18 protein-coding genes are annotated in these 18,590 nt (G+C 43.9%); 5 read left to right on the top strand and 13 right to left on the bottom strand.

Going from position 1 to position 18,590, the window contains the following annotated elements; all coding sequences use genetic code 11:
* Window positions 1-349 precede the first annotated feature (349 nt).
* Together AHMF7616_RS07380 and AHMF7616_RS07375 are read left to right on the top strand one after the other, a co-directional pair.
* Window positions 350-1,765, top strand: a complete 1,416-nt coding sequence (locus tag AHMF7616_RS07380; RefSeq protein ID WP_115372305.1) for a Gfo/Idh/MocA family protein — start codon at window positions 350-352, stop codon at window positions 1,763-1,765.
* 122 nt (window positions 1,766-1,887) lie between these two features.
* Window positions 1,888-2,811 (top strand): sugar phosphate isomerase/epimerase family protein, encoded by a 924-nt coding sequence (locus tag AHMF7616_RS07375; protein WP_115372304.1) that lies wholly within the window; start codon window positions 1,888-1,890, stop codon window positions 2,809-2,811.
* A gap of 156 nt (window positions 2,812-2,967) precedes the next feature.
* Here AHMF7616_RS07375 and AHMF7616_RS07370 read toward each other — a convergent pair whose 3' ends face one another.
* From AHMF7616_RS07370 to AHMF7616_RS07360, 3 genes are all read right to left on the bottom strand, one after another.
* The gene (locus tag AHMF7616_RS07370) at window positions 2,968-3,291 is read right to left on the bottom strand and encodes a hypothetical protein (RefSeq protein WP_115372303.1); all 324 of its coding nucleotides are present in this window, start codon (window positions 3,289-3,291) and stop codon (window positions 2,968-2,970) included.
* Window positions 3,272-3,505 carry a DUF433 domain-containing protein gene (locus AHMF7616_RS07365; RefSeq protein WP_115372302.1) on the bottom strand — a complete coding sequence of 78 codons (234 nt, stop codon included), beginning with the start codon at window positions 3,503-3,505 and terminating at the stop codon, window positions 3,272-3,274. The genes AHMF7616_RS07370 and AHMF7616_RS07365 overlap by 20 nt, the downstream gene beginning before the upstream one ends.
* Window positions 3,506-3,654: 149 nt before the next feature.
* Complete coding sequence (locus tag AHMF7616_RS07360) at window positions 3,655-4,722, bottom strand: oxidoreductase (RefSeq protein WP_115375494.1); 1,068 nt, start codon at window positions 4,720-4,722, stop codon at window positions 3,655-3,657.
* A gap of 318 nt (window positions 4,723-5,040) precedes the next feature.
* Between AHMF7616_RS07360 and AHMF7616_RS07355 the strand changes: the two genes are divergently transcribed.
* Entirely contained in the window at window positions 5,041-6,162 is a 1,122-nt protein-coding gene (locus tag AHMF7616_RS07355) for an acyltransferase family protein (protein WP_115372301.1), read from the top strand.
* A 29-nt stretch (window positions 6,163-6,191) separates the two neighbouring features.
* On the opposite strand, the gene AHMF7616_RS07350 is transcribed toward AHMF7616_RS07355, so the two are convergent.
* From AHMF7616_RS07350 to AHMF7616_RS07320, 7 genes are all read right to left on the bottom strand, one after another.
* Window positions 6,192-7,082 carry a sugar phosphate isomerase/epimerase family protein gene (locus tag AHMF7616_RS07350; RefSeq protein ID WP_115372300.1) on the bottom strand — a complete coding sequence of 297 codons (891 nt, stop codon included), beginning with the start codon at window positions 7,080-7,082 and terminating at the stop codon, window positions 6,192-6,194.
* 170 nt (window positions 7,083-7,252) lie between these two features.
* On the bottom strand, window positions 7,253-8,056 hold the full coding sequence (locus AHMF7616_RS07345; RefSeq protein ID WP_115372299.1) for an SDR family NAD(P)-dependent oxidoreductase: 804 nt from the start codon (window positions 8,054-8,056) through the stop codon (window positions 7,253-7,255).
* 3 nt (window positions 8,057-8,059) lie between these two features.
* The gene (locus tag AHMF7616_RS07340; RefSeq protein WP_115372298.1) at window positions 8,060-9,085 is read right to left on the bottom strand and encodes a zinc-binding dehydrogenase; all 1,026 of its coding nucleotides are present in this window, start codon (window positions 9,083-9,085) and stop codon (window positions 8,060-8,062) included.
* A gap of 106 nt (window positions 9,086-9,191) precedes the next feature.
* The gene (locus AHMF7616_RS07335; protein WP_115372297.1) at window positions 9,192-9,899 is read right to left on the bottom strand and encodes an orotidine 5'-phosphate decarboxylase / HUMPS family protein; all 708 of its coding nucleotides are present in this window, start codon (window positions 9,897-9,899) and stop codon (window positions 9,192-9,194) included.
* Between the two features lie 254 nt (window positions 9,900-10,153).
* Window positions 10,154-10,564, bottom strand: a complete 411-nt coding sequence (locus AHMF7616_RS07330; RefSeq protein ID WP_115372296.1) for a hypothetical protein — start codon at window positions 10,562-10,564, stop codon at window positions 10,154-10,156.
* Between the two features lie 248 nt (window positions 10,565-10,812).
* On the bottom strand, window positions 10,813-11,715 hold the full coding sequence (locus tag AHMF7616_RS07325) for an aminotransferase class IV (protein WP_115372295.1): 903 nt from the start codon (window positions 11,713-11,715) through the stop codon (window positions 10,813-10,815).
* Window positions 11,716-11,717: 2 nt separating this feature from the next.
* Window positions 11,718-12,431: a sulfotransferase-like domain-containing protein gene (locus AHMF7616_RS07320; RefSeq protein WP_115372294.1), complete on the bottom strand. Its 714-nt coding sequence runs from the start codon at window positions 12,429-12,431 to the stop codon at window positions 11,718-11,720.
* 315 nt (window positions 12,432-12,746) lie between these two features.
* On the opposite strand from AHMF7616_RS07320, the gene AHMF7616_RS07315 reads away from it, so the two are divergent.
* Both AHMF7616_RS07315 and AHMF7616_RS07310 read left to right on the top strand, forming a co-directional pair.
* Entirely contained in the window at window positions 12,747-13,979 is a 1,233-nt protein-coding gene (locus tag AHMF7616_RS07315; protein ID WP_115372293.1) for a helix-turn-helix domain-containing protein, read from the top strand.
* A 185-nt stretch (window positions 13,980-14,164) separates the two neighbouring features.
* Window positions 14,165-14,344 carry a hypothetical protein gene (locus tag AHMF7616_RS07310; protein ID WP_115372292.1) on the top strand — a complete coding sequence of 60 codons (180 nt, stop codon included), beginning with the start codon at window positions 14,165-14,167 and terminating at the stop codon, window positions 14,342-14,344.
* Window positions 14,345-14,520: 176 nt separating this feature from the next.
* On the opposite strand, the gene eutC is transcribed toward AHMF7616_RS07310, so the two are convergent.
* The 3 genes from eutC to eat all read right to left on the bottom strand — a co-directional run bounded on the left by eutC (window position 14,521) and on the right by eat (window position 18,169).
* Complete coding sequence (gene eutC / locus AHMF7616_RS07305; protein ID WP_115372291.1) at window positions 14,521-15,294, bottom strand: ethanolamine ammonia-lyase subunit EutC; 774 nt, start codon at window positions 15,292-15,294, stop codon at window positions 14,521-14,523.
* A 122-nt stretch (window positions 15,295-15,416) separates the two neighbouring features.
* On the bottom strand, window positions 15,417-16,793 hold the full coding sequence (locus tag AHMF7616_RS07300; protein WP_115372290.1) for an ethanolamine ammonia-lyase subunit EutB: 1,377 nt from the start codon (window positions 16,791-16,793) through the stop codon (window positions 15,417-15,419).
* Window positions 16,790-18,169 (bottom strand): ethanolamine permease, encoded by a 1,380-nt coding sequence (eat, locus tag AHMF7616_RS07295; RefSeq protein ID WP_115372289.1) that lies wholly within the window; start codon window positions 18,167-18,169, stop codon window positions 16,790-16,792. The genes AHMF7616_RS07300 and eat overlap by 4 nt, the downstream gene beginning before the upstream one ends.
* Between the last annotated feature and the right edge of the window lie 421 nt (window positions 18,170-18,590).

The following is an 18,590-nucleotide window of genomic DNA, read 5'->3' as shown; positions in this document are numbered from 1 at the left end:
CAGGGATTTAAGTAACAAGACAAAATTAAGTTGCTAAAATTCTGAGTTTAAGCAATTGATGGTTAAAGTTATAACGATCGAATAACGAACAACTAAAAACGACCAACTACTTAGATATTATTGGTTGCTTCAAAACCATCTTAAAAGGCAGCGTTGTTATTAATTTTTCCTGCCATACATTTTTTGTATAAAAGCCTCTAAATTATTTTTTTACTTAGCCCTTAAGATTCCGGCGAAGATTAAGCAGGCATATACTTAAATTTATTCGAATATCTTTTTATATTGGATGGTTCAATTAACCAACGGGCTTTATAACCAGAGTCCGCATGTTCATCTAAAATTTTAAAAAATGTCAGCTTTTTCTTCGCGCCGCAAATTTATTCAACAACTGGGAGCATCTTCTTTACTACTGGCCGGGGGCTCCGTGCACGCCTTAGCCGAACCCGAAGAAACCAGGGAACAACGATTACTGGCCGCTGAAAAGAAAATTGCGGCGAATGATAAAATCCGGGTGGCATGCATTGGCATGGGCATTATGGGTTTTAACGATGTGCGATCGGCTTTGCAAGTGCCGGGAGTGGAGCTAGCCGGGGTTTGCGATTTATATACCGGCCGGTTAGATCGAGCCAAGGAATTATTTGGCGCGAACGTAATAACTACCAAAGACTACCGGGCGCTTTTAGAGCGGAGCGACATTGATGCTGTTATAATTGCCCCTAGCGATAACTGGCACGCGCGTATGACCATCGATGCTTTAAACAAAGGTAAAGCCGTTTATTGCGAAAAACCGATGGTGCAAAAAATTAGCGAAGGATTACCCATGATTGAGGCGCAAAAAAAGAGTGGTAAACCGTTGCAAATTGGTAGCCAATGGGTAAGCGGCCTTTCCGTTGAAAAAGGGCGCGAATATTATAAAGCCGGCGAAATTGGCCAACTAACCGTTGTGGAAGCCGCTACCGACCGTCAAAGTGCCCTGGGAGCCTGGCAATACACCATGCCCCTGGATGCCTCGCCGGAAACCGTAGATTGGGATCGCTATATTGCCGGAGCCGGTAAAATAGCCTACGATCCTAAAAAATTCTTTTGGTGGCGCAATTACCGCGATTTTGGCACCGGCATGGCCGGCGACTTATTTGTGCATTTATTATCTACTATTCATACGGTTACGGGTTCGCTGGGGCCAACCCGCATTTACTCTTCGGGGGGCTTAACTTACTGGAAAGACGGTCGCGACGTGCCCGACATTATGACGGCCATTATGGAATACCCGCAAACGCCGGAACATCCTGCCTTTGAAGTTATGTTGCGGGTAAATTTTGTAAGCGGCATGGGCGAAGCCGGCACCTCCCGGTTTGTGGGCAGCGAAGGCGTCATGGAAATTGGCGGTAACTCGGTAAAAGTTAGCCATAGTAAAATGGGAAAAGCGCCGGGCATTGGGGGCTGGGATGCCTTGCAAACGTATCCGCAAGCCATGCAGCAAAAATTACAGGAGCAATATAACCAAAAGTACTCCCCCGAAGATCAAAGTCCGGCTTTAAAAACCTCGTTTGTTTACCAAACTCCCGGCAACCACAACATGCATTTGGCCCACGTAACTAACTTTTTCGAGGCCGTGCGGAACAACAAACCTATCGTGGAAGATGGCGCTTTTGGCTTCCGGGCGGCGGCTCCCAGCTTAGCCTGTAACGATAGTTACTACGAAAAGAAAATTATCAACTGGGATCCGGTAAATATGAAACTTGCCAAAACCGGCAAAAAGAGCTAGTTTTTTAAATTTTAGTCTACTTTATCTTTATGTTTTCTTTTTCCGCTGGTGCCCGCATGAATGGCGTTCCTTTACTTTAACTTTTACCATAACTTCTCCATAAAATTTTAAAAAATTTAGCTATGAAATTAACGCGCAGAACATTTATTAAAACAAGCGCCTTGGCGCTAGCGGGTTCTACTTGGGCCGGCCAGCAGCTATTTGCCGCCAAACCGCCCAAAGAAGTAGTAGGCATTCAGTTGTATTCGGTGCGCGACGAGATGAAAGCCGACCCTTTAGGTACTTTGCAGCAGATTGCCAAAATGGGGTATAAACACGTAGAACACGCTGGTTATGCCAATGGTAAATTTTATGGCTCCACTCCGGCTGAATTTAAAAAAATACTAACGGATTTAGGTTTGCGTATGCCCAGCGGCCATTCGGTTTTAGGCAAGCAGCACTACGACGCCACCACCAAAGATTTTACCGACGAGTGGAAGAAAACCGTAGCGGATGCCGCGGAAGTAGGACAAGAATTTGTTATCAGTCCTTGGATGGATGAAAGCTTACGGCAAGATCAGGATGGCTTAATGCGCTTTCTGGATGGTTTTAATAAATGTGGAGAACTTTGCCAGAAATCCGGGGTAAAGTTTGGCTACCATAATCACGACTTCGAGTTTTTCTCGAAGCTGAACAACAAGACTTTGTTTGATATCATCCTGGAAAATACCGATGCTAAATTAGTAGCCCAGCAATTAGATATTGGTAACATGTACGGCGCCGGGGGCCGGGCTTTGGATATTATGAAAAAATATCCGGGTCGGTTTGAATCCATGCACGTGAAAGACGAGATAAAAAGCACGGAAAAAAATTCTATGAGCGGGTACGAAAGTACCATACTGGGTAAAGGAGTGGTTCCGGTAAAAGATATAGTAGAATTAGGCCGGAAAATGGGCGGTACCCGTCATTTCATCATCGAACAAGAGTCTTACCAAGGTAAAACGCCGCTAGCTTCCGTGCAAGAAGATTTAGCCATCATGAAAAAATGGGGTTTTAAATCTATTTAATTTTTCAGGCAGCAGAAAACTTATTTATTCGTAATATGTTTTCTGCTGCCGGCTTCAAGATAGTTATGAGCGGTCCAGACTAGTAAAAAAATTTAAAAAATTTAGTAGCTGGACGGTAAAGTTCTTCTTTCGGCGCTGCTTTGGCGGTTAAAAATATTAAGAGATTTCGTTTATTTTTTGCAGGTTACCCTCTTTGATTTTATTTTTTATTTTATCTACTAAGACCTGCAATGACTCTCGACGATTATTTACCGCTAAAAGTAAAAAGATCTTTAATTCAATGCGGTCTAGATTTTGCTGATGGCGCAAATTTTTATCAATGGTTATGAAATAGTCAAAGCCGTTAAAAACGATAAGCCCTAAAAGTTCGCCATTCTTTTTACCCAACCAGTCCATATCTCGTACGGTCTTAACATAATAGTCAGTTCCGAAATCTATTTTAAGCTGTTTGGGTAAATTTTCATCCAGCAAAATTTTCATAGAGCATCTTTTCGTTGGTCAACGTCTTTTTTGCCATCTCCAATACCTGAATAGCAACTTCTTTTAAAACGGTAGGATAATCATCCAAAAATTCATTAAGGTCATCACCACCTTCTATATAGTCAAAAAGGGTTTGAATTGGAACGCGTGTTCCGGTAAAAACCGGCGTCCCACCCATAGTTTCATAATCAATATTAATTGCACCGTAGTTCATTGTATTAATATTTTTACTTATTATAATTTTAAATTATTTTGATATATTTTGCTAGTAAATTCAAGAAAAGAAGCTGCCCGCTTACAAGCAGCGGTTTGTTTATGTGGCACTACTTCTTGTACGTCGCGCTTGCTATTGCGTTTTTGCTACTAGTCAATTAACTTAATTGTTCTTCTTTCGGCGCTGCTTTGGCGGGCCAGTTCAATGAGCCGGATGACATTACGGGCTTGCTCTGCGGTAACGGCTAATCCTTCGCCTTCCGTAATGGCTTGGTAAACGTTTATGAAATATTCGCGGTAATCGCCGGGTTCGCTTTCTATTTTACCGGTTATATGTTGCCCCTCGTATTCGGTGTTTAAAGTTCCCCAGTTAGTTTCCGGTTCTACTCCCCAGTCAGGCGTATTTTGCGGATGCTGGCCCGCTTTCAACGCCACTTCCTGCACATCGGTACCGTATTTTATAAAACTACCTTTTTCGCCGTGCAAAACGTAGGTTGGCCCTAATTGGCGCACCAGCATGCCGGCTTTTAAAGTAACTTTAAATCCTGCTTCGTAGTCCAGTACTACGGTAAAGTTATCAATGGTTTTACTGCCGGTCCGCTGGGTCCGTTCATCGGCCGTAATATATTCAGGTAAACCAAATAAACACTGCGCCTCGTCGAGTAGGTGCGCGCCCAAATCGTATAATATGCCGGAGCCCGGCGTATCTTCTTCCCGCCAGGCTCCCGGCCGCAAAAACGGGCGGTACCGGTCGAAATGAATTTCTAAATCAACCAAACGGCCCACAAAATCACCGGCAATTATTTTCCGGAGCGTGCGGGCATTACTATCCCAACGCCGATTATGGTGCACCGATAATACTTTATTCTGTTTTTCGGCCAGGGCAATCAGATTATCGGCTTCTATAGCAGTAATGGTGAAAGGCTTATCTACTATTACGTGTTTTCCGGCCAGTAAAGCCGCTTCAGCCAAAGAATAGTGTAAATCGTTCGGTGTGGCAATTACTACCAGGTCAATGGTCTTATCGGCAAAAATTTTTTCTGAATCATGTACCAGTTCGGCCTCGGGATAACGTGCGGTGGCCAATTGCCGGTGTGCCGGGTTGGTTACCCGAATTTTAGTTAACTCTAAACCGGGCACGCTGGTAATAATAGGTGCATGAAAAACCTGCCCGGCCATGCCGTAACCAATTAAACCTACTTTAATTGTTGTAGCCATTTTATTTATTGCGTAACGCTGCAACCAAATCTACTAACTTATATTTAAATTTTGTTGCTGGTTGCTAGTTGTTTGTTGATAGAATTAAAACCTTTGAACGGAAGATAGCAGTGCTTCGGCAAGTTTAGAAATGTAACTATGATATTTCTAAAAACTTATACAAAATTTTTTAAAAAATTATTGGTACGCTGGCATCCCACAATTAAAAATTTAAAAAAATAAGCCTGCCAAATTAGTTTAGAGCATAAGTTTATGTTAACACATTTATTTATAGTAATTTTTACACGAACAACGAACAACCACTAACAAACAAAACTAATGGCTATAACTGCCCAGCGATTTACTGCCCTGGATGTTTTCCGGGGAATGACGGTTTGTTTTATGATTATTGTAAACACCCCCGGCAATGGAGCTACTACTTTTTCGCCGTTGCTGCACGCCAAATGGCACGGCTTTACGCCTACCGATTTAGTTTTTCCGTCGTTCTTATTCGCGGTGGGCAATGCGCTTAGCTTTGTGATGAACCGGTACCGAACTATGCCAACCAGCCAGGTGTGGACTAAAATTTTGAAGCGGGTAATTATAATATTTATGCTGGGCTTTTTAATGTACTGGTTTCCGTTTGTGCATTGGGAAGAAGGCCGGCTGGTGGGTAATGAATTAGGCAGCACCCGGATCTTTGGGGTTTTGCAACGCATTGCTTTATGCTTTGGCATAGCGGCACTGCTGGTTTATTATTTAGATGGGCGAAGAGCCTTAATGGTTTCCATTGTTGGTCTATTGGTGTACTGGGCCTTGCTTTTATTATTCGGGGAACCCGGCGCCCAGTTAACTTTACACGGCAACGCCGTATTAAAGCTCGATAATTGGTTAGTGGGCGCCAAACATTTGTACATGGGCGAAGGCGTACCTTTTGACCCGGAAGGTTTATTGAGTACTTTACCGGCCGTGGCCAACGTAACAGCGGGTTTTGCGGCGGGCCATTTCCTGCAAAAACAAGGCAAAAACTACGAAGCTTTGGCAAAATTGCTTTTAACCGGTTGCACTTTGTTATTAGCGGCCTATCTCTGGAACTTAACTTTCCCGATCAATAAAAAACTCTGGACCAGTTCGTTTGTGGTGCTTACCGTGGCTATCGACTGCATTATTTTGGCCTTGCTGGTTTACGTGATTGATTTACGCGGTAAAACCACCTGGACCTACTTTTTTGAAGTATTTGGGCGAAATCCCCTTTTTATTTACTTACTATCCGAAGTGCTGTCTATTTTATTGTACTTCTTCCGGACTGGTGACGAAAGTTATTACGCCGCTATTTTTAAGTCGGTTTTTTTACCGCTTGGTGGTTACGTCGGCTCGTTTTTGTTTGCCATTATTTTTATGCTGATTTGCTGGATAGTAGGCTATCTGCTGGATAAGCGAAAAATATACATCCGGGTATAAGCACGAGGCAAGCTAAAAATTTAAAAATTTTAATGTTCTGGCCAGTACTCTGTTATTTTTTTGCGGAGAAAAGCGACACTTCGCTCGAGTTGTTCCATGCCTTCTACGCCGTCTTCTATGCTGATCCAGCCGTTAAAACCCACGCGTTTCAGTTCTGTAAAAATAGCGTCGTAATCGTTTAGGCCTTTGCCAATCTCGCCGTGGCGCAAGCGTTGCGCGTAACCCGTGGCTCCGCCTTCTTCGCGGCGCAAATCGTCTACAGTTCCTTCGATTAAATAGCGGTCGCTGGCGTGCATGGTTACTACCCGGTGCGACACCCGCCGGAGCAATGCCAGTGGATCTTCGCCGGCCAGGTACGTATTGCTAGGGTCGTAATTTACCCCGAAGTTGGGATGCTGCACTTTTTCGACTAATTGACAGAAAACTTCCATTTTCTGGGCAAATTCCGGGTATTCCCAAAAATCGTCTTTGTAATGATTTTCCAGAATGAGCGTAATACCCCGCTCCTGCGCGTACGGTAAACAAGCCATAATGCATTCGGCCGCCAAATTTACACCTTGCTCCATCGTTAACTCGGGCCGGCGCTGCCCCGACAAAACCCGGCAATACGAACAGCCCAAAGCCTGGGCCATACTAATCCAGCGCTTTTGCTGCTGAATTTCTTTTTCGCGGAAAGCAGCATCGGGGTGCGTAAAATCGGGGGAACAGCACAACATCGGAATAACTTTGCCTTTTTCTTCGACCATTTGCCGAAAAATAGGCCAGTTTTTTTCATCGGCCATTTCCAGAAATCCCGCGTACCATTCCAGGCCATCGATGTTTAACGGCGTAGCCAAATCAATCCATTCTTTAATGGACATGGAACCATCTTTACAAAGAGCTTGCATAAACGCTTTCGGGAAGGCCGCTAGTTGGGGCATAAGGGTTTCAGGTTAGAAGTTGCAGGTTAAAAATTTAAAAATCTTGAAAGAATCTATTTCGATTGTGTTAAATAATGGTACCAAAATAAACGAAAGAAGATGTTGCAATAAGTGACTGATTTTTATTAATTGATCAATCTAACAACGAACAACTAATAACTATCAACTACTTAACTTGTGGTTGGAGTGAGTGTACTGGCATCTTTGGGTGGATTACGGCCCATAAATGGATGCTGCTCCAGATCCACTACCTGGCCGCTAATGGGTCCGCTTTCATCGGCGAGCCAGTAAATAGCGGCGGCCGCCATTTCGGCGGGCCAGATAATGCGACCCGCCGGGGCAAATACATCCGGAATGGCTTTGTACCAATCTTCGGGTAAACCTTGTTCGTGTTTGCGCTGGGCTTCGTTTTCGGTTAATACCCAACCCGGATTAATTTGGTTTACCCGTACGCCGTTTTCCCGGTGCAAGGTATCGCCTAGGTTGCGGGTCATGGTCATGAGTGCGCCTTTGGAAATGCTATAAGCTAACAAATTAGGCTCGCCGCTCCAGGCATTTACCGAACCAATGTTCAGCACACAGCCCCGGTTTTTAGAAAGATGCGGCAACGCGGCTTTAATTAAGGTCAGCGGAGCCACCGTATTTACCTCCAGTACCTTCCGGAGAAAAGCTGCATCGGTGGTATGGATGTTCGACGAAATTACCAGTGCCGCATTGTTCACCACGGCATCCAAGCGGCCAAAAGTTTGTAAAGCTACATCTACTACATGTTGCGGAGCATCAGGGGCAGTCAAATCTTCGATATGTAAAACAGATTTTAGCGATCCTAATTTAGCCGCTACTGCTTCTCCTAAATCTTGTTCCAGTCCATGAATAATAACTTTAGCTCCTTCCGCTACACAACGCTCAGCAATGGCTTTGCCAATACCGGTGCAACTGCCCGTTACAATAATAACTTTGTCTGCTAAGCGCATGGTTTAAACTGGTTTTAAAACGCTTTTCACTACTTCGCCGCGGTGCATTTTATCAAAAGCTTCGTGCCACTCTGTTACCGGCCATACGCCGCCAATAATTGGTTTAACATTTAACTGGCCACTGGCTAACAAAGCAATTACCCGCTCCCAAACCGGCCAATTATGACTGAAACTTCCTTGGAGCGTAACGTTTTTTTGCACTAGCGGATCTAAGGAAAACTGAATGGGCTGCGGTCCCCAACCTACCTTGGTAATATGGCCATTCGGGCGAACCAGTTGCAGGGCTAATTTTAAGGTGGCACTTACGCCGGCAGCATCAATAATACAATCAGCGCCTAAACCATCGCGTTGCTGCGCCCAAGCAGTAGCGTCGCCCACAATAGGTTCGCAGCCGTATGCGGCGGCAATATCTAAGCGGTGCCGATCGGCCTCTAAACCCACCATGGCTACATCGGCGCCGCACAAGCGAGCCACCGCGGCGCATAATATTCCAATCGTACCGGGACCCAACACGATTACCCGGTCGCCGGGTTTTAAACGGGAATTTTCAACCACCGCGTTAAAGGCCACGCTGCATGGTTCCGTCAGACAGGCTTGTTCAAAAGGCAAATTATCGGGAACCCGGTGCAAACAGCGGGCCGGCACCCGCACGAACCGGGTCATGGCACCGTTTACGCCGTAGCCAAATCCTTTGCGGGTAGGATCCAGGTTATACAAGCCGCGGCGGCTCATCGGGTTGTTAGGGTCGATTACCGCAGCGGTTTCGCTTACTACCCGGTCGCCTTCTTTCCAGCCGGTTACCCGGCTACCTAATTCTACCACGTGTCCGCCAAATTCATGGCCCAACACTACCGGATAATTCACGGGCCAGCTATGGTCGGAAGTCCATTGGTGCAAATCGCTGCCGCATACGCCTACATTGGCTACTTCCAGCAATACATCGTCGTCGCCAATGGCCGGTTTACTGATTTCACGAATTTCCACGGATCCTTTTTCCGGAGAAAAATTTACTACGGCAGCTGATTTCATAAATAGTTATCAGATTTAGGTTAGTTCACTTTAATGAAACAAGAACAAGCAAAGAATTTTTTTAAAATTTTATTTTGTTTATCAAGCCTTAACGCTGTAAAGCAATTTAACTACCCCCAACCGGGACATCGCCATAAGCATGTATTTCGTCGCAAATAAGGCGCAACGATGTTTCCAGATCGCCATCAGCCGTTTTAAAAGCATCCGCATCAATGGTTAAAGGTGCGCCTAATACCACCAACGGCGCCCCGTAAGCCGGGCATTGAATAGCTTGTTCCAGCGAAAGTCCGCCAACCGCCTGCACGGGTATTTGCACCATCCGTACTACTTCGCGCAATTGATCTAAGGGGCTGGGCATGGGTTTACCTTGGGCCGCAATGCCGCGGCGTTCGTCGTACCCGATGTGGTGGATAACGTAATCGCAGCCTAAATCTTCGAGCCATTTGGCACCCGCTACCTTATCGGCACAAACCATATTATCGCCCATTACTTTTACGCCGAAGTCCCGGCCAGCCTGCACCACGCATTTTATGGTTTCGGCGTGAGCGCGCGCCATAACTACTACGTGGGTAGCACCGGCTTTTGCCATCATTTCGGCTTCCAGGTAACCACCATCCATGGTCTTTAAATCGGCAACCAAGGGTACTCCCGGAAAAGCTTTGGCTAACTCCCGTACGCCGTGCAGGCCTTCGGCCAGAATGAAAGGAGTACCGGCTTCGAGCCAGTCCACGCCGGCCCGCAAAGCCATGGCCGCCGTTTCCAGCGCTTCTTCTAAATTAGTGAGATCCAGGGAAATTTGCACAATGGGTTTCATGAAGAGCCAAGTTAGTAAGTGCCAATGTTGTCTAACACCCGATCCATTCTGAATCGTTTAGACGCAGTTAAAATAAAAAATTTAAAACAGAAAGCGGCTATTTAATTCCGGAACAAGTATAAAATTATAAAAAATGCAAAGCAATTAACGATAAGTCTTGTTCGTATTAGTTATTTGTTGTTCGACTAATTACTGGTGATAACGGACTAATACACGACGGAAAAGCTGGCATTTATGTATTTTTTGGCTTAATTTTAATCACTCAGTAAAGGCACCCTAAAATGTTCACGATACTCAGGCCAAATTTCGTGGATTTCAGAGATCATTTCCCTTCCGCCAATTGTAGTAGAGTTTTCGTGTGAAAAATATAACACAAATTCGAAGTTCTTGTCTGTGTAGATATATTCAAGTCCGTCATAGGCGAAGTTGCAATCATCAATATTGACTTCCTTAAATTGGCCGTCTTCTCGGATTCCTAAAAGTTGGATAACTTTAAGCTTGATTTTTATTACTTCTTTTATTTCCTCTGTATAGTACTGAAAGTAATTTGAGTTATATATTTCTACATTTTCGATTGCTTCTTTGCTTGTAATGGGTACCCAGCCAAAAGACAAATCGCAACTCCATTTTTCATTAAGCGTCAACAATGCTATATCTTTGTCCACTTATTTTACTTTTCCACTCTTAAATATATTTTTTATAATTAATCCTAGCTGGTAAAAACTTTTATAGAACCAAGTTAAATTATTCTGTTTTCATGAGAAATCCATAAAGCTGCGTTGCAGAATAGTTTCCTTCTGAATGACACGCATCGAAAATGCACATTTATTATAAACTAATTTTGTCGAAGTACTCTAAATCAAACAAAGGATACTATAATCTTGCTTGCATCAAAAAAATTTAAAAATTTATTTCAGAAAGGCAGCTTTACCCCGTAAACAGAAATTTTGGTTCGGAAATGCGTTTGCAATTGCGTTAGTACCGATCCTTCTTGCCGGTTAATAACCCGGCGACCATCTATTTCCTGAATGGGGGTTAGTTCGCCCATGGTGCCGGTGGCAAAAGCTTCGTCGGCATTGTAAAACTCCGTGAGCGATAGGTTTTTCTCCCGGGTGGGTATTTGCAGCTCTTGGGCCAATTGCAGGGTTAACTTGCGCGTAAGTCCCGGCAAGCAGGCATCGGGCAAAGGCGTATAAAGCGTGCCGTGTTTCACCATAAACAAATTGGTCGCATTGGTTTCGGCCACAAAGCCTAAATGATCCAGCATAATGGCATCATCGGCTCCGGCCACGTTAGCTTCTATTTTAGCCAGAATGTTATTCAATAAATTATTATGGTGAATTTTTGAATCCAGAAATTGCGGACTATTCCGGCGAATGGCGCTGGTAATTAATTTAATACCCGTAGCATTATCGTATACCGGCGGTTTGTGTTCGGCCAATACAATTAAAGTGCAGCCGGCCTGGTTTAAGCGCGGGTCCATGCCGGAAGTTATTTTTTCGCCCCGCGTAAGCGTAAGCCGGATATGGGCGTTATCCACCATATGGTTGGCCTGCAACGTTGCAAAAATAGATTGTTTAATTTCTTCCCGGTCGGGTACCTGGGCAAAAGCCAGGGCATGCGCCGATTCTACTAAACGATCGAGGTGTTGCTCCAGCAAGAAGGCGTAACCTTGGTAAATCCGGATACCTTCCCAAACGGCATCACCGCCTTGCACGGCACTGTCAAAAACAGAAACGCGGGCCTCCTGCCGGTGACACAAACCATTTACCCAAACTTGAATATCGGCGTTGCGAGAATCATACTGTTGCTGCATAACTAAGCTAAAATGGCGTATTTTTTTAAATAATTATAATAAGGCAACGAAGCTTCTTTAACCGCTGCCAGATTTTCGGGCAAAGTAGTACTTACGCTATCGGGCGGCCGGAAGCCAGTGGACTGATGTACATTTGCGTACCAGTAAGGTGCCCAGCAGCCGTCTTCCGGTCGCGGGCCGGCGGGCCACGAAAGCATGGATTGTGTAAAAGGTAAATGCAGGCGGGTACACAATTCCGTTAAAACTTTAGCGGGGTTTCTAAGCAGTTCACTTCCATCGAGCACCACCGGCGATTGCCCCTCAGCTTGTAACCACGTAAATAAGTCGGCTTGTTGCTTTATGCCAATATCGTTTAAGGTAGGTTGCTCCCGCACTTTCGCGTAAGAATACAGCATTTGGCCCGGCTCCCGGATCAAAAAAATATTCTGATAATTTTTAATTTGCTCATAATTGAAGCCTTGCAGGTGATGCCCCATATTCTTCACGAACACGTTCCCTAATTCCTGCTCCTGCTGGTTGATAAATTCAAAAACTTTATGAGGATCTTGGTCTAAGGCTCGAAGCACCTGCTCCCGACCCGGATGGTGGAGGCCCGATATTTTTAAATAAACTGCGTAAAAAGGCTCATCCATTACTTTCGTATCGGGCCGTTGCGCAAAAGAATACATTAAAGCGGTAGAAATATTGCGCGGACCCGAAATTAAATGAAGGACCATAAACGAATAGGCTTACCTTTAGAAAATTTAACGGCATTTATTCATTCTGAAGATGCCCTTGCTGATCAGGCAATAAAATAAGGAAATCAAAAGTTTACTTCCTAATCTTACCAATAACTTTACCCGCGCGGCGGTAATTTACTGCAGGGTTAAAAGAGGCGTCTGGCAACTCTGGAGTAACACTTTTGTGAATTATAAACAATGATGACCCGCCTGTTTTTCCTGAAAATAAAAATATAATGAGGTTTAAAAAATAGCATTCCACTATTTAATCGCAGATTTATTTACTTTTGCGGTATTACCGGCAGATTATTTATGAATTTTATAACATTGCTGCAATACAGTTTAGCGGCAGGTGCTCTTTTGGGCCTTTACATTGCTTTCAGATTATTTACCAGAAAACCGAATCAGTTAGCCAACTGGCTGCTTAGTGTATTAATACTTTTAATGGCGGTGCAGTCGCTTTTGGTAGCTTTTGATACTCAAAACTTCTTCACCAGGTTTCCGCATTTAAGCAAAATAAGCTGGCTGATTCCCATGCTTTTTGGCCCCATGCTGTATTTGTTTGTCCGGAAATTAACTGCGCGAAATCCCCGGCTTTTTCCCATCGAAATTATTCATTTTATTCCGGTATTAGTTACCCTATTTTACCTGTTGCCTTACTTTATCGAAACCAACAGTAAAACAGTAGCTTATTTTAGTGATCTGGAAGTAGACCGGCAAGATGATTTTGGTTTAATCCGGCAGGTAACGCTTTTTCAGGTATTTTTTTATCTGGTATATTCTTTAAAAAGCCTGGCGCAATACGACCATAGAATATATGATACTTTTTCGGATGTAGAAAATGTAAAGCTGGATTGGCTGAAAAAAGCAATTTACTTTTTACTGGTTATATTTTTTGCAGCCGTGCTGGCTGTAACCTTAAATAATAAATATTTACCGGTTTTAACCGAAATGTATCATTATTATTTGCACTTTTTAGTAGTGATTGCTGCTGTGTATTGGATCGGTTTTAAAACTTTAAGACAATCTCAATTATTCCCGAAATTAAAAGTTAAGGCGATTATTTCGGCGGATAATGCCGGAAATACGCCTTTTGCAGAGGATGATTTAGCTCCCGCCGACATCCATGATGCGGAACCTATCGGCTTGCCTGGCTTACCTAAAAAATACCGAAAGTACACCTTAAAGCCAGCCGTTCTGGAGAAATACTACGACCGGCTAAATACCATTATGGAAACGCAAAAACCGTATCAGCAAAGCGATTTAACCATTCAGGAACTGGCTGATCAGTTGCAGGTACCCCGGCAATATTTATTGTACTTAATCCACAGCCATCTCGATAAAAATTTTTATGATTTTATAAATCAGTACCGGGTAACAGCGGCACAGGAGCTATTTACAACTATCCCGGAACAACCTACCAGCAAACTAGTTATTGCCCAAAAAGTAGGATTTACCTCCGAAGTAGCCATGGAAGCAGCTTTTATTCGATTAACCCAGCAAACTTCTGAAGCGTTTATTAAGAACGAAGCAACGGATTTTTGATTTTGCCTAAGCTATAATCGCTGTAACAATAGCAACTTCCTTTATTTGTTTGCTGTTTTTTTAAATTTACAACGGCTTGTAAGATTAAATAATAACCATTGGCCAATCTTTTAAACAGGTGAAAGGACTATGCATACTCGGATGGCGCTGGGGCTTTTGTTTGTTTTGCCAAAGCTCAGGGTACGGTGCAGGAAGTAATAAATACGGAACTAGCTTTTGCGAAGATGGCGGTAGATCAGGAAACCCAAGCGGCTTTCTTGGCTTATATGTCGGAAAACTCTTTGCTGAAAAAACAAGGTAAATTAATTAAAGGCCGGTCCGTTTACCTGAACCTGCCCCCGGACACCAGCGGGAAACTCATTTGAGACCCGACTATTGCGGCAATATCGGCTTCCGGGGATATCGGTTATACCTTCGGGCCGTATACGTACTAGTTAAAGTCCTGGGCCTTCAGTCATCTCGCAGCAGAAACTTACCCGACTACCCAGCTAGCCGCAACGCTCCCGAACACCAGGTAACATTATTTGTTTTGATCGAGTACTTATTCCAATAAACTAAAGTTGTCTTTCAGTAAAACTCCCGATAATTTTAATTGCAAAGCTTGTTGTAATAAATAAAACAATTTATCGGCGGCTACCTGGTAAGCCAATCCGGTGGGCCTAATATTGGACAAACAATTCCGGGATTCGTCGGTTAAGCCAGGTTGCGGGTTAAACGTGAAATACGCTCCCATGCTATCGGGAGAACTTAATCCGGGTCTTTCACCGATTAAGATTAAAGCTAATTTCGCCCTTAGTAAAAAACCAATTTCATCGCTGATGGCCACCCGGCCGTATTCTACAATGGTGATGGGTGCTAGGGAAATACGGGATTTTTGCAAGGCCGGTACCAACTTTTGCAATACCGGAACAGCGTGCTGGTTTATAGCCGTAGCGGATAAACCATCGGCCAGCATAATGGCTATATCCGGAGACGCTGCCGGTAGATCTTTTAGTTGCTGCACCGAAGCTTCGTGCAGCTTTCGCCCTAAATCCGGACGTTGCAGGTATTCCGGCCGGTTACTTACCTGGCTTTTTACTGAGAGTACCGGTAAAGCAATAACAGAGCTGATTCTATTGGCTAATTCGGTGCTATTTAACTGGGAAAACACGGCATCACGGGCGTGGGCATGAGCTAATTTGAATTGCAGCGATTGGTGCAATGGTTCCGAAACACCTGTCCGGCCCAAAGCAATACGAGCAGCCGTAAACTCCCGCAATGTGGTCCAGGGATCGTTTTCAGGCGAGTTATAAGGTGTTAAGTTTTCCTTGTTCATTCTGATAACTTACATTAAAAATTTACCCAGCGTTAAACTTATAATCAAAATTAAAAGGCAAATTCAGCTCTCGAAAACATAAAAAATTTAAAAAAATCAACTTACCCGGCGGATAAGTACCACTAAAAAGCTTTTTTTAAAAGCGGATGGTTGGCACCGGCTTGCAGCAGTTGGCCAGTGCTGTCCATAATTCCTTGTTGCTGCAGCCATTGTTCAAACTCGGGCGCCGGCCGTAATCCCAATACTTTCCGGACATAAAGCGCATCATGAAAAGAGGTAGATTGGTAGTGCAACATAATATCGTCGGCACCAGGCACCCCCATTACAAAATTACAACCCGCTACTCCCAATAAAGTGAGCAGATTATCCATATCATCTTGGTCGGCATCGGCGTGGTTGGTATAACAGACATCTACTCCCATGGGTAAACCTAAAACTTTGGCGCAAAAATGATCTTCCAGGGCCGCCCGAATGATTTGTTTGCCATTGTACAAATACTCCGGCCCAATAAAACCCACCACTGAATTCACCAGAAGCGGCTGAAAGTGGCGGGCTACCGCATAAGCCCGAACTTCGCAAGTTTGCTGATCTACGCCGGCGTGCGCATTAGCCGATAAAGCACTGCCCTGACCGGTTTCGAAGTACATCACGTTATTACCTAAAGTACCACGCTTTAAAGCCAGAGCCGCTTCATAAGCTTCTTGTAACAAAGCTAGGTTTACCCCAAAGCTCTGGTTCGTTTTTTCGGTACCGCCAATCGACTGAAAAATTAAATCTACCGGTGCTTGCTGTTCTATTATTTCCAAAGCTGTAGTTACGTGGCATAGTACACAACTCTGGGTAGGAATGGCAAATTGCTGACGCACGTAATCCAGCATTTCTAATAATTGAATAACGGTGGCCGGACGATCACTAGCCGGATTTATCCCAATGACCGCATCGCCACTACCGTATAGTAAACCATCCAACATACTAGCAGCGATTCCCTTTAGGTCGTCGGTAGGATGATTAGGTTGCAAGCGGGTGGCTAATCTACCTTTTAAACCAATGGTATTACGGAACTTAGTAATTACTTCGCACTTTTGCGCTACCAAAATTAAATCTTGGTTACGCATGAGTTTACTAACCGCCGCCACCATTTCGGGGGTTAAACCAGGCGCAACTTGACTCAGGGAAAGCGTATCTGCCGCCTCGCTCAATAACCAATCGCGCAGCTCACCGGTGGTAAAATAACTAATTCGCTCAAAAGCTTCTGCATTATGGCAGTCGATAATTAACCGGGTAATCTCATCGGCTTCGTACGGAATAAGGGCTTCGTTCAAAAAAGCTTTTAAAGGCACATCGGCCAGGCAAAATTGCGCCGCCACTCTTTCCTCGTAAGTTAAAGCTGCTAAGCCGGCCAGCACATCGCCGGATCGGTACGGCGAAGCTTTCGCCATCAAAAATTTTAAGTCGGGAAAAGAGTAGGTATGCTGCCGGATGGTATGCTGGTAACTCATATTTCCGAGGGCTTTACGGCCGGATTAGTCCGGGAAAAACTAACTTCGGCTGGAGGCGACCTATACAAACTTTCGTCTATTAATTGCTTGTGGCTACCGGTTAAAAAGAAAATTAAGGAAGTTAAACCTAAACCCACAAAAAATACCAAGCAAAGCCCCGGGTAATAATAGAAAATAGCAATAGCTGCTACTACGGCCAATCCTAAAGCCAACCCCGGAAAAAAAGGATAAAGTGGCGCTTTAAAGGGCCGAACTAAAGTAGGCTCCTTTGCGCGTAAAACAAATAAGCTTACCATACTCGTTATATACATGATTACGGCGCCAAACGTAGATAAAATAACCAGTTTACTAGTATCGAGGTAAAATAAGGCCAGCATACCGAAGCCCGCACCGGTGAGCAAAGCAACATGCGGCGTTCGATAACGCGGATGCAGGCGGGCTAGGGAAACAGGTAAATAACGGCTCCGGGCCAGGGCAAACAGTTGCCTGGAATACGTTAAAATAATACCGTGAAAAGAAGCAATCAGGCCAAATAAACCAATGCTGGCAAACAGCTTTGTAATGGCATTATCTCTTCCTAACACCAGCCCAATGGCTGCCGGTAAAGGATAATCAATACTGGCTAATGATTGCCCATTCGTAATGCCGCCGGTAAAAATCATAACACCTAAGGCCAGTACCATTAAAGTCAGGATACCCGAAATATATCCTTGAGCAATTGCTTTTTTACCGTCTTTTACTTCTTCGGCCATCATGGCTACTCCTTCAATACACACGTAAAGCCAAATGGCAAAAGGAAGCGCCGCAAATATGCTTGTCCAGCCATACGGTAAGGAATTTTTTAAAAAATTCGCAGCTTCGAATGCAGGAGCCACAATCCCCAGGTAAATAATTAATTCCAACACGGCAAGCGCTGTTACAATTACCGAAAACAAAGCAGACTCTTTAATCCCTAAGGCATTTAAGCAGGTAAAAATAACGTAACAGCCGATTGCCGTAGCCAGAACGGGTACAGCGGGGTATAAAAAATGCACGTAGCTCCCTAAAGCAAAAGCAATGGCCGGGGCTGCAAAGACAAATTCTATTAAGGTGGCGTATCCGGCAATTAATGCCCCAAACGGACCTAGGGCGCGGTATGCATAAGCAAATGGCCCGCCCGCGTGGGGAATAGCAGTAGTGAGTTCGGTAAAACTAAAAATAAAAGTAACGTAGAAAATAGTCACTATTACAGTAGCCACCAAAAATCCAAGGGTACCCGCCACTCCCCAACCATAATTCCAACCAAAATACTCGCCCGATATAACCAGGCCAACTCCTAAAGCCCATAAATGTACAGGTTTCAGTACTTTTTTTAATTCCGGTTGAATCTCTACCATATTCCGGGTTTTAAAACCAACTATGCATTTTATACCCTAACTTAACAAAACCTAGCTATTTAAAGAAAAACAAGCTTGAAAATCATACGACTATTTCTAAATAAAGCTTCTACAAGCATTATTTGCTTACTATAACTAGCCTCTTTTGTGAACACTTTTTTAAAATAGCTTTAGATTTATATTAAATCTAACATAATGGACCATTAGAAATATATAATTCTGCTTTGATAGATTAATTTTTAAATTTTTAGTTTCGCTGATAAAATAATGCAGCTCAATATTTCTTTAGTGATTAAAGCTCCGACTCTTTAGGAATTTTTTGCTAGAGGTAGAAAATAGCCATTTACAACTAAGATTTGTCTCTATCTTATTTGTTACTTGGTAAAATCAATCAGGAATATTTTTAAACTAAGCTACCAGC

Source organism: Adhaeribacter pallidiroseus (genome assembly GCF_003340495.1).
Classification (GTDB): Bacteria; Bacteroidota; Bacteroidia; order Cytophagales; family Hymenobacteraceae; genus Adhaeribacter; species Adhaeribacter pallidiroseus.
This window is presented reverse-complemented; position numbering and strand designations above follow the sequence as displayed.

Bases quoted from the DNA above. Each gene is read 5' to 3' on its own strand.
- AHMF7616_RS07380 (WP_115372305.1), top strand. From the start codon at position 350: ATGTCAGCTTTTTCTTCGCGCCGCAAATTTATTCAACAACTGGGAGCA.
- AHMF7616_RS07375 (WP_115372304.1), top strand. From the start codon at position 1,888: ATGAAATTAACGCGCAGAACATTTATTAAAACAAGCGCCTTGGCGCTA.
- AHMF7616_RS07370 (WP_115372303.1), bottom strand. From the start codon at position 3,291: ATGAAAATTTTGCTGGATGAAAATTTACCCAAACAGCTTAAAATAGAT.
- AHMF7616_RS07365 (WP_115372302.1), bottom strand. From the start codon at position 3,505: ATGAACTACGGTGCAATTAATATTGATTATGAAACTATGGGTGGGACG.
- AHMF7616_RS07360 (WP_115375494.1), bottom strand. From the start codon at position 4,722: ATGGCTACAACAATTAAAGTAGGTTTAATTGGTTACGGCATGGCCGGG.
- AHMF7616_RS07355 (WP_115372301.1), top strand. From the start codon at position 5,041: ATGGCTATAACTGCCCAGCGATTTACTGCCCTGGATGTTTTCCGGGGA.
- AHMF7616_RS07350 (WP_115372300.1), bottom strand. From the start codon at position 7,082: ATGCCCCAACTAGCGGCCTTCCCGAAAGCGTTTATGCAAGCTCTTTGT.
- AHMF7616_RS07345 (WP_115372299.1), bottom strand. From the start codon at position 8,056: ATGCGCTTAGCAGACAAAGTTATTATTGTAACGGGCAGTTGCACCGGT.
- AHMF7616_RS07340 (WP_115372298.1), bottom strand. From the start codon at position 9,085: ATGAAATCAGCTGCCGTAGTAAATTTTTCTCCGGAAAAAGGATCCGTG.
- AHMF7616_RS07335 (WP_115372297.1), bottom strand. From the start codon at position 9,899: ATGAAACCCATTGTGCAAATTTCCCTGGATCTCACTAATTTAGAAGAA.
- AHMF7616_RS07325 (WP_115372295.1), bottom strand. From the start codon at position 11,715: ATGCAGCAACAGTATGATTCTCGCAACGCCGATATTCAAGTTTGGGTA.
- AHMF7616_RS07320 (WP_115372294.1), bottom strand. From the start codon at position 12,431: ATGGTCCTTCATTTAATTTCGGGTCCGCGCAATATTTCTACCGCTTTA.
- AHMF7616_RS07315 (WP_115372293.1), top strand. From the start codon at position 12,747: ATGAATTTTATAACATTGCTGCAATACAGTTTAGCGGCAGGTGCTCTT.
- eutC (WP_115372291.1), bottom strand. From the start codon at position 15,294: ATGAACAAGGAAAACTTAACACCTTATAACTCGCCTGAAAACGATCCC.
- AHMF7616_RS07300 (WP_115372290.1), bottom strand. From the start codon at position 16,793: ATGAGTTACCAGCATACCATCCGGCAGCATACCTACTCTTTTCCCGAC.
- eat (WP_115372289.1), bottom strand. From the start codon at position 18,169: ATGGTAGAGATTCAACCGGAATTAAAAAAAGTACTGAAACCTGTACAT.